The organism is Phaeobacter sp. JH20_34 (assembly GCF_048056095.1).
In the GTDB taxonomy this organism is placed as follows: Bacteria; Pseudomonadota; Alphaproteobacteria; order Rhodobacterales; family Rhodobacteraceae; genus Phaeobacter; species Phaeobacter bryozoorum.
Genome location: NZ_JAYMWT010000004.1, coordinates 215,010 through 230,282, shown reverse-complemented (window position 1 = coordinate 230,282; position 15,273 = coordinate 215,010). Strand labels below are relative to the sequence as shown.

The 15,273-nt window shown below is 61.5% G+C and carries 14 protein-coding genes; 7 read left to right on the top strand and 7 right to left on the bottom strand.

Annotated elements, in window-relative coordinates; all coding sequences use genetic code 11:
* Window position 1 precedes the first annotated feature (1 nt).
* The 5 genes from VWZ81_RS02615 (at window position 2) to VWZ81_RS02595 (ending at window position 2,036) form a co-directional block, all read left to right on the top strand.
* Window positions 2–292 (top strand): hypothetical protein, encoded by a 291-nt coding sequence (locus VWZ81_RS02615; RefSeq protein ID WP_416542010.1) that lies wholly within the window; start codon window positions 2–4, stop codon window positions 290–292.
* Between the two features lie 35 nt (window positions 293–327).
* A complete protein-coding gene (locus VWZ81_RS02610) occupies window positions 328–573 on the top strand; it encodes a hypothetical protein (protein WP_260087769.1) in 246 nt (81 codons plus the stop codon).
* A 25-nt stretch (window positions 574–598) separates the two neighbouring features.
* The gene (locus VWZ81_RS02605; RefSeq protein ID WP_416542009.1) at window positions 599–796 is read left to right on the top strand and encodes a hypothetical protein; all 198 of its coding nucleotides are present in this window, start codon (window positions 599–601) and stop codon (window positions 794–796) included.
* An 80-nt stretch (window positions 797–876) separates the two neighbouring features.
* On the top strand, window positions 877–1,059 hold the full coding sequence (locus tag VWZ81_RS02600; RefSeq protein ID WP_416542008.1) for a hypothetical protein: 183 nt from the start codon (window positions 877–879) through the stop codon (window positions 1,057–1,059).
* Window positions 1,056–2,036, top strand: coding sequence for a tyrosine-type recombinase/integrase (locus tag VWZ81_RS02595; protein ID WP_416542007.1), 981 nt, complete (start codon window positions 1,056–1,058; stop codon window positions 2,034–2,036). Before VWZ81_RS02600 ends, VWZ81_RS02595 begins: the two co-directional genes overlap by 4 nt.
* 262 nt (window positions 2,037–2,298) lie before the next feature.
* On the opposite strand, the gene VWZ81_RS02590 is transcribed toward VWZ81_RS02595, so the two are convergent.
* Window positions 2,299–3,081 (bottom strand): hypothetical protein, encoded by a 783-nt coding sequence (locus tag VWZ81_RS02590; protein WP_416539071.1) that lies wholly within the window; start codon window positions 3,079–3,081, stop codon window positions 2,299–2,301.
* Window positions 3,082–3,440: 359 nt separating this feature from the next.
* Between VWZ81_RS02590 and VWZ81_RS02585 the strand changes: the two genes are divergently transcribed.
* Entirely contained in the window at window positions 3,441–6,773 is a 3,333-nt protein-coding gene (locus VWZ81_RS02585) for a glycosyltransferase family 2 protein (protein ID WP_416542006.1), read from the top strand.
* A 3-nt stretch (window positions 6,774–6,776) separates the two neighbouring features.
* Entirely contained in the window at window positions 6,777–7,898 is a 1,122-nt protein-coding gene (locus VWZ81_RS02580) for a glycosyltransferase family 2 protein (protein ID WP_416542005.1), read from the top strand.
* A 29-nt stretch (window positions 7,899–7,927) separates the two neighbouring features.
* On the opposite strand, the gene VWZ81_RS02575 is transcribed toward VWZ81_RS02580, so the two are convergent.
* The 6 genes from VWZ81_RS02575 to VWZ81_RS02550 all read right to left on the bottom strand — a co-directional run bounded on the left by VWZ81_RS02575 (window position 7,928) and on the right by VWZ81_RS02550 (window position 15,116).
* On the bottom strand, window positions 7,928–9,544 hold the full coding sequence (locus VWZ81_RS02575; RefSeq protein WP_416542004.1) for an AMP-binding protein: 1,617 nt from the start codon (window positions 9,542–9,544) through the stop codon (window positions 7,928–7,930).
* 1 nt (window position 9,545) lies between these two features.
* The gene (locus VWZ81_RS02570) at window positions 9,546–10,706 is read right to left on the bottom strand and encodes an acyl-CoA dehydrogenase family protein (protein WP_260104928.1); all 1,161 of its coding nucleotides are present in this window, start codon (window positions 10,704–10,706) and stop codon (window positions 9,546–9,548) included.
* Between the two features lie 102 nt (window positions 10,707–10,808).
* Entirely contained in the window at window positions 10,809–11,612 is an 804-nt protein-coding gene (locus VWZ81_RS02565; RefSeq protein WP_416539075.1) for an enoyl-CoA hydratase family protein, read from the bottom strand.
* Window positions 11,609–12,067 carry a MarR family winged helix-turn-helix transcriptional regulator gene (locus tag VWZ81_RS02560; protein ID WP_260104930.1) on the bottom strand — a complete coding sequence of 153 codons (459 nt, stop codon included), beginning with the start codon at window positions 12,065–12,067 and terminating at the stop codon, window positions 11,609–11,611. The genes VWZ81_RS02565 and VWZ81_RS02560 overlap by 4 nt, the downstream gene beginning before the upstream one ends.
* Window positions 12,067–12,825, bottom strand: a complete 759-nt coding sequence (locus tag VWZ81_RS02555; protein ID WP_340546107.1) for an SDR family NAD(P)-dependent oxidoreductase — start codon at window positions 12,823–12,825, stop codon at window positions 12,067–12,069. The genes VWZ81_RS02560 and VWZ81_RS02555 overlap by 1 nt, the downstream gene beginning before the upstream one ends.
* Complete coding sequence (locus VWZ81_RS02550) at window positions 12,822–15,116, bottom strand: bifunctional salicylyl-CoA 5-hydroxylase/oxidoreductase (RefSeq protein WP_340546108.1); 2,295 nt, start codon at window positions 15,114–15,116, stop codon at window positions 12,822–12,824. The genes VWZ81_RS02555 and VWZ81_RS02550 overlap by 4 nt, the downstream gene beginning before the upstream one ends.
* Window positions 15,117–15,273 lie beyond the last annotated feature (157 nt).

Sequence of the window (15,273 nt, the reverse complement as noted above, 5' to 3'; positions counted from 1 at the left end):
AATGAACCCCATGACCGAACCGCCGCGCGACGCAAACCGTGTGCCGCGCCCTCTCGATGAATGGCACCAAGATCACGGCGACGTGCTCTGGTGGTGCTGGGACGGAAACGACTGGCTAGGCGAAGCGCCCTATGTTGGATCGCCGCTTGACCTCGGCCATACCGTCGAATGCCACACGCATCGCGAGACAGGCGAAAAACCCGCCGCCCGCTTCGATGTTGGCGGCTGGCCCGGATACCACACCCACTGGACGCCGCTGCCCGTGCAACCCTACGTTCCCGATTTCACCTAACCCCAACCCCGAAACGCACCACCCGGAGGAACCCCATGGATATCACCAAGCCGCTGAAGCGCTGGGAACCAGATCCTGACGTGCCCTGCCCCTCTGATTACCCGTGGCAGGCACACCGCCCAGAAGACATGGACGCAGAGTTCTCCAATGTGACCTGCCCCGGGACTGACGGGATCATTGCTTGCAGGCTTCCGAACAAGGTGGCGATGGCGATTGCCGATCACCACAACGGCATGTTCACCGAACACGCAACTGACAAAACCAGCCGCATCCACGACTAATCCAGCAAAGCCCGGAGGCCAAACATTGTCCTACCCAACACCTAAGATCGGGCGTCGATATGCGCGGCAATCCGGCAAGCCCGTCACCATCGTAGCCGTCGGTCCATTCAACGCCGTGGGTAAAACAGAGGGCGGGAAATATCTGCTCTTTGGCCTTGATGGTCATGGTGTCGGCGCAACCGGAAACCTGACCGAAGAACTGGACAAGACCCAATCCAACTAAGCCCGGAGGAACACATGAAGGAAGTCACCGCATACAAGGCCCTTGGCGGCAGCCTGCATTCCGACAAGAAAGGATAGCTGATGGGCAAGCATGAACCAGTCACCAAGCCGCTTTGGCGCCCGGCGGATCTACGCAAGGCGGTCACAGAATGGGCCGCACAAGGGTTTTCCGTGATCATCGAGCCGGATGGAAAGGTGCATGTTAAACCGGCAACACCCGGCGGCGAGCTGGACGACTTCGATCAGGTGGACTTCAAACGATGAAGCGAGAACTACCAGCGCATGTCTACAACAAGAAAGGCGTGCTGTACTTCCAGCGACGCGGCTACCAAACCACACGCATTGAGAGCCGCCCTGGCACCAAGGAATTCGCTCTGGAGTATGCCGCCCTTCTGAATGGCGCGCAGGCGGCCCCAACCACCGGCAAGACATTCTCTGCCCTTGTCACCAACTACGAGCGCAGCCAACGCTACAAGCGCCTGGCGCCTCGCACAGCGCGTGACTACGACAAAGTGCTCTCATGGGTGCGGGAGAAGATCGGCAGCAAGGCCGTTGCTGGCATCAAGCGCAAGGACGTGATCAGAGCGCGGGATGCCAACGCCGAGACCGTGCGCTTTGCCAATTACATCGTGCAGGTGGTGCGGATCCTGATGGAGCACGCGATTGACCTGGGCTGGCGCGACGACAACCCGGCCAAGGGCGTTTCCCTGCTGAAAGCCGACACCAAGCCGCGCGAGCCATGGCCGCTGGAGATGATCGAGAAATTCCGCGCCGCCGCTGACGGCCGGGCGCTGCTAGTATTTGAACTGTGCCTTGGGACCGGCCAGCGGATCGGTGATGTTCTGAAAATGCGCTGGAGCGATATAGAGGGCGACGGCATCAACGTGGCGCAGGGAAAGACCGGAGCCAAACTGTGGGTGCCGTTCACCTCACACCTGCGCGCCATTCTTGCGGACACGCAGAAGATTGGCCCGACGATCTGCGCATGGGGCCGCGGAAAGCCGACCAGCTACCGCAGTGCTCATGAGGCGGTGATGAACGTGCGCAAGGTGATTGGCGCCGAGGACTATGACCTGCACGGGCTGCGCTATGCCGCGGCGGCAGAGCTGGCCGCGCTGGGTTGCGACGATGATTTGATAGCGGCAGTCACCGGCCACACCACGAAGGCGATGATTGCAAAATACGCAGGCTCGACGCGGCAGAAAGTGCGGGCTTTGGAAGCGCAGCGGAGGCGCAAATAGCCTTCGCAACTTTCACGGTTCGTTTCCGTTTTATTCCGCCTTTTTCTCAACACTCAATGTAGTTATTTCAATGACTTGGGTTCGGATTGCAAATCCGTGTACACCGGTTCGATTCCGGTACTCGCCTCCAGACGTCAGATTTGACAGCGCGATGCGCGACAGCTTTGACTGTTTTGCTCGCGTCGCCTCTAAAGGCGGATCTGGCACTTCCCTCCGGGCGTTCAACTGAACTCATCGGCACTGCGCCTGCCCCCCCCCCGGATCAGGCCGATGTGGATGTCGGCACGCGCTGCCAATAGGCGGGACCGCAGGCGTTTTGTTCCAGAAACCGATAGCGGGCCGTTCGGCGGTCCGGGCTCAGGTGGACCTCCGGTGCGCTGCGGTCTTCGAAACGGTAGGGCAGCACCGAGCGCAGCTCTTGGGAATGCTCCTCAACTGCCCGGATCACCCAAGGCCGCGTGAACATGACCTCCCGTGTCGCCTCCTTGGGGCGCTGAAAGCCCTTGGAGGCCGGGAAGCTGATCTCCCCCTCGATCACGATGCCCAATGATCCGAGAAAATCGCGGTAGTCTTCCGTCAGACGTTCGACCCGGATGATGTGATCGGCGACACAGACACCGTTCACGGAGTAGACATCGAAATCCTGCGGCCAGCGACCGTCGTTGACAAATCTCTTGAATCGCGGCTCAACCGGGCGTTCGGGGCGCCTGTTTCCCTTCCAGAAGAATGACGAGATCGCCTTTTCCCACGGGTTCCGCTCGGTGCAAACCACATCATAGTCGACGATCTGCTCGCCATATACCCGCAGCGCATCGCTGTATCTGGAATGGTTCTGCAGTTCGATGGTCTCGCCGGAATTGATATTCACGAATTGCGGGTTTTCGATCCGCGCCGCACAGTCGCCGCGCTGATATTCCTCGCGCGGGCGCAGCCTGGTGATCACATCCTGTGGCCCGCAATAGGCGCTGATGGCCAGCTCGATCGAGCTGCCCGCAGTCTTGCCGGGCTTGACGTAAACAAAGTTGTGCTTATGGCTTACAATCATTTGAACGCGCCCTGAAGGTAGGTTATCGTCCGCTTATGACATGTGGGGTCACCTCAGGCAATGATCGCAAGCAGACGGTCAAGTGGCTCCGGTAGTTAGATAAAAACGAGTTTGAGGACGTGCGGGCGGCCTGGGCTGTCCCTGCTTAATCAAGAGGGGCTCTGGTGGCGATACGCCCCTTCGCGAACCTCTCGCAGTCACGAGGATGAGTGTCGAACAGGGCATTGCCGGACAGAAAACCGTTTTGCAGGCTCAGCTTTGCAGCTGGCAGCGGTCGCGCGTCGGATCTCGCGGCCCCGGACGGTAGACCAGCGCCCCTTCGACAGTCCCAGAATAAGAATGAAGCAGTGCGCAATACTATGTCTGACCTCCCGGTAATCGCCTCCCTCTGGATTGGTGGCAATCTCAGCTATCTTGAGCAAACCTGTCTGAAATCCTTTGCCGATCACGGGCATCGCACCCTGCTCTATACCTACGAGACGGTCGACAACTGCCCGCCGGGTGTCGAGCTGATGGATGCAAACCGGATTTTCCCGGCGTCGGATTTCATCCGCCACAAGGTCTCCGGCTCGCCTGCGGTTCATGCCGACGCCTTTCGCTACAAGATGATTTCGATGCAGAATGTGATCTGGGTGGATGCCGACGTTCTCTGCGTCAAACCCTGGGATTTTCAGGACCAATGGGTCTTTGGCTGGGAAAAACCGGGACGGCTGGTCTGTAATGCAGTTCTGGGATTGCCCCGGTTTTCGCGAACGCTACAGCGGTTGAACACGTTCTGCGAAAACGAATACCCGATCCCGCCCTGGGTCAAGGGCGAGGAACGCGCGGCCCTGGAAGCGGCTCATGCGGCTGGCAACCCGGTTCATGTCTCCGAATTGAAATGGGGCGTCTGGGGGCCGTCGGCGCTGACCTATTTCCTGAATGAAACCGGTGAGATGGCGCATGTGAAACCGCAGATGGCCTTCTTTCAGATCTCTTTCAAAGAACGCCGGAACCTGCTGTCACCGGGCTATACCGTAGAGAAGAAGATCGACGAGGGCTGCTATGGTGTGCATCTGTGGAACCGTCGGCTGAGCCGACGCCTGATCACCCATGAAGGCGGCATTCCTCATCCCGACAGCTATCTCGGCCGCGCGCTGGTCCGGCATGATATCGAAGCCGCCGCCGCACCGATCCCGGACCGGCCCCCACAGGGCAAACCCACTCAGGCCGAACTTGCCAAAGCCGCGGCTGCAACCGCAAAAACCCCGGCTCCGGCGCCACGGGCAGCAGCACAACAGACCGCGCACCCCCTGCTCAAAATGCCGCTGGATCGTCTCACGCAGAGCGCCCATTACCAGCGGGCGATCGACAATCTGGAGCTGCGGACCGAAACACTCGTGGATCGCCTCGCGCCGCTGGCAGAGCCGGTTTCCCACGACAATATCCTGATCCTCACCTCGATGAAGAACGAGGCCCCGTTCATTCTGGAGTGGATCGCCTATCACAAGGCAATCGGGGCGAAACACTTCCTGATCTACACCAACGACTGCCGCGACAATACCGATGCGATGCTGGACCGTCTGGCAGAACTGGGGCTGGTTACCCGCGTTGACAATCCCTGGGATCCGGCCTCCGGCAAGAAGCCCCAGCATGTCGCGCTGGAGGACGCCATGAGACAGCCTGCCTTCAAGGCTGCGGATTGGGTTCTGACCATTGATGTCGATGAATTTGTGAACATCCATGTCGGTGACGGCAGATTTGCCGATCTGTTCAGGGCCGCTGGCGATCCGAATGTGATCTCCTTTACCTGGAAATTCTTCGGCAATGGCGGGGTCGGCACCTATGAAGACCGCCCCATTATCGAACAGTTCACCCGCTGCGCGCCCGAGTTCATCCCAAAACCCAGGCTTGGCTGGGGGTTCAAGAGCATGGTGCATAAATCCGCGCCCTACACCAAGATAGGCGTTCACCGCCCGCTGAAGATCGACAACGAAGACAACGTCTCGCAGGTGCGCTGGGTCAACGGGTCAGGGCGCGTCATGCCTGATATGCTGCTCACCAACAACGGCTGGCGCTCCACCAAACGCTCGCTTGGCTATCAGATGGCGACACTGAACCACTATGTGCTGCGGTCGGCCGACAGTTTCCTGGTGAAACGGGATCGTGGGCGGATCAACCATACCGAACAGGATCAGGGGATCGACTATTGGGCGCGCCGCAACTACGCCTCGGAAACCGACGGGCGGATGCTCAATCGCCTGCCGATGATGCGGGCCGAACTGGATCAGCTGATGGCGGATCCGCAGCTGGCACGCCTGCACAAAGAGGCCGTGCAATGGCATAGGGCCAAAATCGACGATCTGAAATCTCAGCCGGAATACGCCAATCTATATGAAAACCTGACCGAGGTCGCGCGCCCGGATGCGATCTACCTCACCAAGCTTGAGGATCAGGCCGAGGCAGGCACCCCGGCAGGTGTGCAGATCCCCGAACCGGAGGCGCTGCTGCTCTCTCCCGCCCAGATCAAGGCCAAGACCCGGCTGCTGAAAGAGATGGTGCAGGGCAAGATCCGCGTTGCGGACCTGAAAACACGCGAGGCCGAGCTGGGAGCCGATATCGATATCGCCGACCTCGCCCAGAAGATGCAGCGTCCCTTTGCGCCTGCGCCTGCCGTCGTCGCGCCTGCCCCGGCGCCTGCCAGCCGCGTGGTCACGATCGCGCCGGCCGCCACCAATGCCCAGATCAAAAATCAGGGCGCCCTTGATCGTTCCGCCGTCGGGCGTCCGGACGCGCCGGACAGCGCCCAGCCGATGACCAGTGATGCACGGTTCACCGACATGCGCGCCCATGCCGCCCAGCGTGCCGGCTTCTTCTGGGAGGACAAGGACAACGCGCTGTATTACGAGCCTTCTGGCAAGCGTCTGGTGGTCAGCTTCGACAATATCCATGTCGTCCAGCAAAAGGAGGGCCAGCGCTGGCCCTGGGGTTACAAGCTGCTGTCGCAGACCATGGGCTGTTCGGTGCTTGGCGTGATCGGCGCCAAGCGGAACTGGTTCCGTAACCCCTTCGTGCATGACAGCTTTGACCAGCTGCGCGACAGCGGCTTCTTTGCACAATTTGACGAGGTTCTGTTCTATGGCGCCTCCATGGGGGCCTTTGGCGCACTCACCTATTCGCAATGCGTGCCAGGCTCCAAGGTCTTTGCCATCGCGCCGCAGACCACGCTCGACCGTCGCATCCTGCCGGATGACAACCGCTGGGGCTGGACCGCGCGTCTGGATTGGGAGGACCGTTATGCGGATGCCGCGCAGGCGACCCAGTCGGCAGAGGATGTCGTGGTCCTGTACGACCCCTATTTCGCGCCGGATGTGGAACAGGTGAACCGGCTCACAGGTGACAATATCCGCAAGATGAGGATGCCGTTCTTCGGCCACCAGCTGCCGCAGGCGCTGGCCAATATGGACATCCTCAAACCGATGCTGAACGAAATCTGCGAGGGCCGTTTCACCTCCCAACGGTTCTACCAACTTCTGCGCGCACGCCGCGACCTGCCCCGATACCAGCACGACCTCCTGATGAAGGCCGAGGAGAAAAACCACAGAAAACTGGCCATTCAGGTCTGCGAATACACGCTGAAGAAACGCAATGCGAAAAACATTCGCAACTCGCTGGAACGGCTGCGTGCCGAACTCGCCGAGGCAGAGGGCTAGGTCATGACAACACGCCCTGCAAAGACGGCTCAACGTCTGATCATCACCTGTATGAAAAACGAAGGCCCCTTCATCCTGGAATGGGTCGCCCACCACCGCGCCCTCGGGTTCGATCATATCCTGGTTTTCACCAATGACTGCGACGACGGCACCGTCGAGCTGCTCGATGCGTTGGCGGCCCGTGGCTATGTCACCCGGATGGACAACCCCTATCAGGAGATGGGCAGCGGCTATAATCCGCAGAAAGGCGCGTTGAAATTCGCAGAAGGTCTTGATCTGGTCCGGGAGGCCGAGTGGGTTCTGGTCTCTGATGTGGATGAGTTCGTGAACATTCACGTTGGCGACGGCGACCTCGACAGCCTTTTTGCTGCCACCGGTGATCCAGACATGATCTCGATGCAATGGCGCCTGTTCGGCAACAGTTTCCGCGATTCCTATGGGGACGTGCTGCTGACCCAGCAGCATACCTATTGCGCGCCCAAATACTGCCCTGCCCCGATCCAGGCCTGGGGCATCAAAACCCTGTTCCGAACGCGAGGGCACCATGTCGCCGGAGGTTATGACCGCATTGGCGTCCACCGTCCGCTGAAACGGCGCATAGAGGGGATGCCGAATTGGGTGGCAGGCACGGGAAAACCGGTGCCCGAGGATATGGCCGATCAGGGCTGGCGTTTCGGCATTCGCGACCACGGCTACGACATGGTGACGCTGAACCATTACGCCGTACGCAGCACCGAAAGCTTCCTTGTCAAACGCGACCGTGGCCGGGTGAACCATGTGGAGCGCGACCAGGGGCTGGCCTATTGGATGCGCATGAATTTCAACATGGAACAGGATCTCTCCATCCAGCGCCGCCTTCCGGCAACGAAAAAGGAACTGACCCGGCTCAAACGGCTCAAGGGGATCAAGGCGCTGCATGACGCTGCGGTCACCGCCCACCGCAGCAAGATCACCGAGCTGATGGCGCGCGACGACATGAAGGCCTTCTACGAAGAGATCTCCTCGGCAAAGCTGACGCTGCTTTCACGGCATCTGAATTTCGTCTCCCGTGCCCAGTTCAACGATGGCCCGGACGCAATCTCTCCCGACCTGATACGGCGGCTGGAACAGGTGCCTGTCCTCTAGCGGCCGGAATCCCGAGGCGAATCCCTGCGCTACTCCGCTTTCAGGCGAAACCGCTGGATCTTGCCGGTTTCGGTTTTCGGCAGCGCGTCGATGTAGACGATATCGCGGGGATATTTATAGGGCGCGATGGTCGCCTTGACGTGGTCCTGAAGCGCCTTGGTCAAAACATCCGACGGGCTGCTGCCCTCGGCCAGCACCACATGCGCCTGCACAATCTCTCCGCGCGCCTCATCCTTGGCGCCAATGACCGCGCATTCGGCCACCGCCTCATGCGACAGCAGCGCCGCCTCAACCTCCGGGCCTGCGATATTATACCCGGCCGAGACAATCATATCGTCATTGCGCGCCGCAAAATGCAGATAGCCATCAGCGTCCATCACAAAACTGTCGCCGGTGATGTTCCAGCCATCGCACACATAGCTGTCCTGACGCCTATCCGCCAGATAGCGACAACCCGTCGGCCCCTTGACCGCCAGCCGGCCAACCTCACCGCGCGGCGCCTCTTTGCCCTCCGCATCCAGGACCCGCACCTGATACCCCCGGACCGGCTTGCCAGTACAGGCCGGGCGATGATCGTCGAACCGGTTGGAGATAAAGATATGCAGCATCTCCGTCGCCCCGATTCCATCCAGCATCGGTTTGCCAGTCTGCGCCATCCAATCCTCATAAACCGGCGCGGGCAGCGTCTCGCCCGCGGAAACGGCCGCCCGCAGCGACGACAGATCGGCCCCCTCCTCCATCGCGCGCAACATCACCCGATAGGCGGTTGGCGCGGTAAAACAGACGGTCGCCCGGTATTTCTCGATAATCTCGATGAGATTCGGCGGCGAGGCATTCTCCAGCAATGTCGCCGCCGCCCCGAACCGCAGCGGAAAAATCGCAAGCCCGCCAAGACCGAAGGTAAACGCCAGCGGCGGCGAGCCGACAAAGATATCTTCGGGCGTCACGCCCAGTACCTCCGCCGCATAGCCATCCGCAATCATCAACAGATCACGGTGGAAATGCATGGTCGCCTTTGGCGCGCCGGTGGTGCCCGAGGTAAAGCCCAGCAGCGCCACATCGTCCCGGCCCGTGGCCACAGCCTCGAAACTCACCGGCTTTTCCAGCGCCAGCCGGTCCAGCTCGGCATCATGGTTGGAGGTGCCATCAAACCCCACAACGGACGTCAGATATGCCGAGGTCTTGGCGCAGCTCACCAGCTCCTCCATCAGCCGCGTGTCGCAGAGCGCATGGCTGATCTCAGCCTTGTCAACGATCTTGGCCAGCTCCCCCGTCCGCAGCATCGGCATGGTGTTCACAACCACCGCCCCCGCCTTGGTCGCTGCCAGCCAGCAGGCCACCATGGCCGGGTTATTGGCCGAACGGATCAGCACCCGGTTGCCCGGCTTCACCCCCAGATCCTCGACCAGAACATGGGCCAGCCGGTTGGTCCAATCGGCCAGTTCCTTGTAGGTGCGTCGCCGCCCGTTGCCGATCAGGGCGGTATTGTCGCCAAATCCCCTGGCCACCATGGCATCGGTCAGTTCGACCGCGGCATTCAGCCTCTCGGGGTAGTCGAACCCCTCCATCAGGAACTCCGGCCACTGATCTGCCGGCGGCAGGTTATCGCGGGTGAATGTGTCGATATGTGCGCTTGGTCCCAGCATCTCAGCCCCCTTTTTGAAACGCGGAAATCGCCTGACGGGCGATCACCACACGCTGCACATCCGAAGCCCCCTCGTAGATCCGCAACGCTCTGATATCGCGATAGAGTTCCTCGACCTTCTGGCCCTGCCGTACGCCGTCACCGCCATGCAGCTGTACCGCCCTGTCGATGACCTGCTGCGCCTGGTCGGTAGAAAACAGCTTTGCCATGGCGGCCTCGCGGGTGATCCGCGCCGCGCCGCTGTCCTTGGCCCAGGCGGCGCGGTAAACCAGCAGGGCGCTTGCATCCACATCCAGCGCCATATCGGCGATATGACCCTGCACCATCTGCAAATCCGCCAGCGGCGCGCCCTGCACATGGCGCGTCGTCACCCGTGCCAGCGCCTCGTCCAGCGCCCGGCGGGCAAACCCCAGCGCAGCCGCCGCCACGGTGGAGCGGAATACATCCAGCACCGACATCGCAATCTTAAAACCGGCCCCCGCCTCCCCCAGCAGGGCGCTGCGCGGGATCCGGCAATCTGTGAACCTCAGCCTCGCCAATGGATGCGGCGCCAGTGTCTCCAGCCGCTCCACCACCTCAAACCCCGGCAGGCCCGCAGGCACCACAAAGGCCGAGAGCCCCTTCGCCCCCGGTCCCTCGCCGGTACGGGCAAACAGCGTATAGACATCGGCAATCCCGCCGTTGGAGATCCAGGTCTTCTCCCCGTTCAGAACGTAATGATCGCCATCCAGCGTCGCGGTCATGGTGGAATTGGCCACATCCGACCCCGACTGCGGCTCCGTCAGGGCAAAGGCCGCGATCGCCTTGCCCGAGCGGGTCAGCGGCAACCACTCCTGCTGCTGTGCCGCGCTGCCAAACAGGGAGATCGCCCCGGTCCCCAGCCCCTGCATCGCAAAGGCGAAATCCGCCAGACCGTCGTGCCGCGCAAGCGTTTCGCGGATCAGGCAGAGCGTGCGCACATCCAGTGCCTCTCCGGCCATGGCGCCGGAATGCTGCGTCCAGCCGCCTGCACCAAGCGCCGCAACCAGCGCCCGGCAGGCCGCGTCGGTATCGCCGTGATCGATGTCCGCCAGCGCCCCGGCAGCCCAGCTCTCCAGCTCCTCAGCCAGCGCCCGATGGCGTTCTTCGAAAAACGGCCAGCTCAGAAACGTCCTATCCGCCATATCGCTCCTCCCGGGACAGGGCAGCGCCTGTCATCTTTCCCCAAATACTCCCGCCGGAGGCCTCTGCGCCCTCCTCCGGCGCCGCGGTCTCCGGGGATCGGATCAATCCCCTTCAAACAGGGGTTTTTCTTTCTTCACAAAGGCCTGATAGGCGCGCTCGAAATCGGCCGTCTGCATGCAGATCGCCTGCGCCTGCGCCTCGGCCTCGATGGCCTGTTCGATCGACATCGACCATTCCTGCGCCAGCATGGTTTTGGTCATCATGTGACCAAAATTCGGACCCGAAACGATCCGCTCGGCCCAGTTGCGCGCCTCAGCCATCAGCTCGTCAGCCGCCACGATACGGTTGTGAAACCCCCAGGCATGGCCCTCATCCGCGCTCATGGATCGCCCGGTATAAAGCAACTCCGCCGCCCGTCCCTGACCGATGATCCTCGGCAGGATAGCACAGGCCCCCATGTCGCAGCCTGCCAGCCCGACGCGAGTGAACAGAAAGGCCGTCTTGGCCTCGGGCGTGGCGATCCGGATATCCGAGGCCATCGCGATGATCGCACCGGCCCCGACACAGACGCCGTCCAGCGCGGCGATGATCGGCTTGCCACAATTCACCATCGCCTTGACCAGATCGCCGGTCATGCGGGTAAAGGCCAGCAGCTCCTTCATCGACATCTGCGTCAGGGGGCCAATGATATCATGCACATCGCCGCCGGAGCTGAAGTTGCCGCCGTTGGGTGCAAAAACCACCGCCTTTACGTCGTCATCGTAATGCAGCTCGCGAAACCAGTCGCGCAGCTCGGCATAGCTCTCAAAGCTCAGCGGGTTCTTCCGCTCGGGCCGGTTCAGCGCAACCGTTGCGACACCCGCGTCAACAGAGCACAGAAAATACTTGGTATCCGTCGAGATCATCCCTTGCGTCCTTCATTCTCAAGCCGTTTAGCCACCTGATCCAGCGCGTCGGACAGTGTCTGCACCTCCGCCTCCTGCACGCTGTCAAACATCCGGTCGATCCAGGCCTCATGCGCGGCGGCCTGGCGGGCAAATTCCGCCACCCCCGCCTCGGTCAGCCGCACCCGGCTGGCGCGCCGGTCACCGGGGACCTTTTCGCGCTGCACGTGGCCATCATCCACCAGCCGCTCGACGATGCCGGTCACATTGCCGTTGGAGACTTTAAGCACGCCGGAGAGTTCACTCATCTTCAGCCCGTCAAGATGCTGGCTTAGCGCTGCCATCACGTCAAAACGCGGCAAAGTCGTGCTGAACTCCTGCCGCAGGTTCTCGCGGATTTCGCTTTCCACGGCGCGGGTGGCCTTCAGAACCTTGAGCCACAGCCGCAGCCGGTCCTTGGAGCGGTCGGTCTGCATCAGATCTCGCCTCCGGTGATCGGCAGCGCACTGCCATTGATGGATGCGGCAGCCGTCCCGGCCAGATAGAGCGCGGCATCCGCCACCTCCTCCGGCTGGATGAACCGCCCCTGTGGATTGCCTGCACGCAGGGATTTCGCCGCGTCTTCAGCGCTCATGCCGGTGGTCGCCACAATGGTGGCGATCGACCGCTCCAGAAGCGGCGTCTCAATGAACCCCGGACAGATCGCATTCACCGTGATCCCGCTGCGCGCCAGCTCCTGCGCCAGCGCCCGTGTCAGACCGATGACCCCGTGTTTGGCCGCACAATAGCCCGCGACATAGGGGTATCCCTTTAGCCCCGCAGTGGAGGCCACGGCGATCATCCGTCCCCAGCCTTCGGCCTTCATATCGGGCAGCGCCGCCTGCCACAGGTTGAACACCCCCGACAGGTTGACGGCAAGCGCCGCTGCGAAATCGCCCTCATCCATTCTGGCAAAGGGCTTGGAAGGCGCCGCACCCGCGTTGGCAATGGCAATGGTGATCGGGCCCTGCTGTTCACGGGCCGCCGCAAGCGTCTCGCGGACCGCCTCGGCATCGGTGACATCACAGGCCAGTGGCAGGCCATCCACCTCGGCGGCGACCTCCTCCAACGGTGCCTTGCGCCGCCCCAGCAGCGTTAGCCGCGCGCCCTGCGCCGCAAAGCCCCGCGCAAGGGCGGCACCCACGCCAGAGCCGCCGCCGGTGATCACCACATGTTTCCCGCAAATCTCGCTCATGCCCGGATCACCTCCGCCTCGCGGTCGGCCAGACGCCAGGCCTGATCGCGCCCGGCCTGATAGGGCAACGGCCAGTCTGCATGGCGATCACCGATCCGCGCCGCCTCATGCAGCGTCCAGTAGGGATCTGCCAGATGTGGCCGCCCGACACAGACCAGATCCGCCCGGCCGGCCATCAGGATCGAATTGGCGTGATCCGCCTCATAGATATTGCCCACCGCCATGGTCGCAATGCCCGCATCATTGCGGATCCGATCCGAAAACGGTGTCTGGAACATCCGGCCATAGACCGGCCGTGCCTCGGGTGTGGTCTGTCCGGCGGAGACGTCGATGATATCCGCGCCCGCCGCGGTGAACGCCCGCGCAATCTCGACCGCCTCTTCCGGCGTGACGCCTTCATCGCCGACCCAATCGTTGGCGGAAATACGCACGGACATCGGCTTGCTTGCAGGCCAGGCTGCCCGCATCGCCTCAAACACCTCCAGCGGGTAGCGCAGACGGTTTTCCAGCGCGCCGCCATACTCATCGGTTCGAATGTTGGATTTGGGCGAGATGAAGGATGAAATCAGATAACCATGCGCCGCGTGAAGTTCGATCATGTCAAACCCGGCACGATCCGCCATCTGAGCTGCGGCCACGAATTGCGCCTTGATGGCCTCCATTTCCTGCGCTGTGATCTCGCGCGGGGCCGGATTATCCTCAGTCCACGCAAGAGCAGAGGCCGAAACCGTCTCCCAGTTCCCCTCTGGCAGCGGCGCGTCCATGGTCTCCCAGCCCAATTGAGTGGAGCCTTTGCGGCCCGAGTGGCCGATCTGACAGCAGATCTTGGCGTCGGTCTCGCTGTGTACGAACTCCGTCAGCCGCGTCCAGGCGGCCTCATGCTCGGGCGCGTAAAGCCCCGGACAGCCGGGCGTGATCCGCCCCTGCGCCGACACACAGGTCATTTCGGTATAGACCAGCCCTGCTCCGCCCTTGGCGCGTTCGCCGTAGTGGATCAGATGCCAGTCGGTCGGGCAGCCATCCTTGGCCTTGTACTGCGCCATCGGCGACACCACGACACGGTTCTTCAGCTGCATCTCCCGCAGCCGGTAGGGGGCGAACATCGGCGGGCGCACCGGGGCATCCTCGCTGGCACCCGCCCGCGTCTGGAACCATTTCTCAGCCGACGCCAGCCAATCCGCATCCCGCAGGCGCAGGTTTTCATGGGAAATCCGCTGCGACCGGGTCAGCAGCGAATAGTTGAACTGCACCGGATCCATATCCAGATAGCGTTCCACATCCTCGAACCACTCCAGGGAGTTGCGCGCCGCCGACTGCAACCGCAGCACATCCAGCCGCCGCTCCTCCTGATAGCGGACAAAGGCCTGTTCCAACGTCGGTTCGGTGCTGATGAACTCCGCCAATGCGATGGCGCTGTCAAAGGCCAGTCGCGTGCCCGACCCGATGGAGAAATGCGCCGTGGCCGAGGCATCGCCCAGCAAGACCACGTTCTGATGATACCATGTTTCGCAAAGCACACGGGGGAAGTTGATCCAGACCGCCGAGCCGCGCAGGTGATCAGCGTTGGAAATCAGCGCGTGCCCATCCAGATGATCGGCAAAAATCGCCTCGCAGGTGCGCAGGATCTCGTCCTTGCTCATCGCCTCAAAGCCCCAGTTTTCCCAGGTCTGGGCCGAGCATTCAACGATCACCGTCGCGGTGTCAGCGTCGAACTGATAGGCGTGGATCCACATCCAGCCATGCTCTGTCTTCTCAAAGATAAAGGTAAAGGCATCATCGAATTTCTGCTGTGTGCCCAACCAGATAAACTTGCAAGGGCGCACATCGACGTTTGGTTTGAAATGCGCGGCAAACTCGGTTCGCACCCGCGAATTCAGCCCATCGCAGGCCACGACCAGATCATAATCCGCCTGATAGCTCGCGGCCGATCCGACTTCGGTTTCGAACCGCAAATCAATACCCAGTTCGCGCGCCCGCTCCTGCAGGATCACCAGCATCGCCTTGCGACCGATGCCCGCAAACCCATGCCCGCCCGACACGGTCCGCACGCCGTCATGCACCACGGCGATATCGTCCCAATAGGCGAATTTATCGCGGATCCGCTCGGCGCTGACAGGATCATTGGCGGCCAGATTGTCCAGCGCGTCATCAGACAGCACCACACCCCAACCAAAGGTATCATCGGGCTTGTTACGCTCAAAAACCGTGATTTCGGCATCCGGCTGACGCAGCTTGGTCGAAATCGCGAAATACAGGCCAGCGGGGCCGCCTCCCAGACAGGCGATTTTCATGGTGCCACTCCCCTATTGCGATCAAAGCTGAGCACAGGATAAGCGCACGGCAATAAATTTCAAGCTTAAACTTTTAAACTTGAAGCTTTTGCCAGACCTGCAGGAGATCCGCGTTAAGGGAATATTCATCTCCGCCCTGCAATACTGGCAAGAGCAT

What these genes read in the sequence shown, in the direction of transcription:
- VWZ81_RS02615 (WP_416542010.1), top strand. Translation starts at nt 2, where the DNA reads ATGAACCCCATGACCGAACCGCCGCGCGACGCAAACCGTGTGCCGCGC.
- VWZ81_RS02610 (WP_260087769.1), top strand. Translation starts at nt 328, where the DNA reads ATGGATATCACCAAGCCGCTGAAGCGCTGGGAACCAGATCCTGACGTG.
- VWZ81_RS02600 (WP_416542008.1), top strand. Translation starts at nt 877, where the DNA reads ATGGGCAAGCATGAACCAGTCACCAAGCCGCTTTGGCGCCCGGCGGAT.
- VWZ81_RS02595 (WP_416542007.1), top strand. Translation starts at nt 1,056, where the DNA reads ATGAAGCGAGAACTACCAGCGCATGTCTACAACAAGAAAGGCGTGCTG.
- VWZ81_RS02590 (WP_416539071.1), bottom strand. Translation starts at nt 3,081, where the DNA reads ATGATTGTAAGCCATAAGCACAACTTTGTTTACGTCAAGCCCGGCAAG.
- VWZ81_RS02585 (WP_416542006.1), top strand. Translation starts at nt 3,441, where the DNA reads ATGTCTGACCTCCCGGTAATCGCCTCCCTCTGGATTGGTGGCAATCTC.
- VWZ81_RS02580 (WP_416542005.1), top strand. Translation starts at nt 6,777, where the DNA reads ATGACAACACGCCCTGCAAAGACGGCTCAACGTCTGATCATCACCTGT.
- VWZ81_RS02575 (WP_416542004.1), bottom strand. Translation starts at nt 9,544, where the DNA reads ATGCTGGGACCAAGCGCACATATCGACACATTCACCCGCGATAACCTG.
- VWZ81_RS02570 (WP_260104928.1), bottom strand. Translation starts at nt 10,706, where the DNA reads ATGGCGGATAGGACGTTTCTGAGCTGGCCGTTTTTCGAAGAACGCCAT.
- VWZ81_RS02565 (WP_416539075.1), bottom strand. Translation starts at nt 11,612, where the DNA reads ATGATCTCGACGGATACCAAGTATTTTCTGTGCTCTGTTGACGCGGGT.
- VWZ81_RS02560 (WP_260104930.1), bottom strand. Translation starts at nt 12,067, where the DNA reads ATGCAGACCGACCGCTCCAAGGACCGGCTGCGGCTGTGGCTCAAGGTT.
- VWZ81_RS02555 (WP_340546107.1), bottom strand. Translation starts at nt 12,825, where the DNA reads ATGAGCGAGATTTGCGGGAAACATGTGGTGATCACCGGCGGCGGCTCT.
- VWZ81_RS02550 (WP_340546108.1), bottom strand. Translation starts at nt 15,116, where the DNA reads ATGAAAATCGCCTGTCTGGGAGGCGGCCCCGCTGGCCTGTATTTCGCG.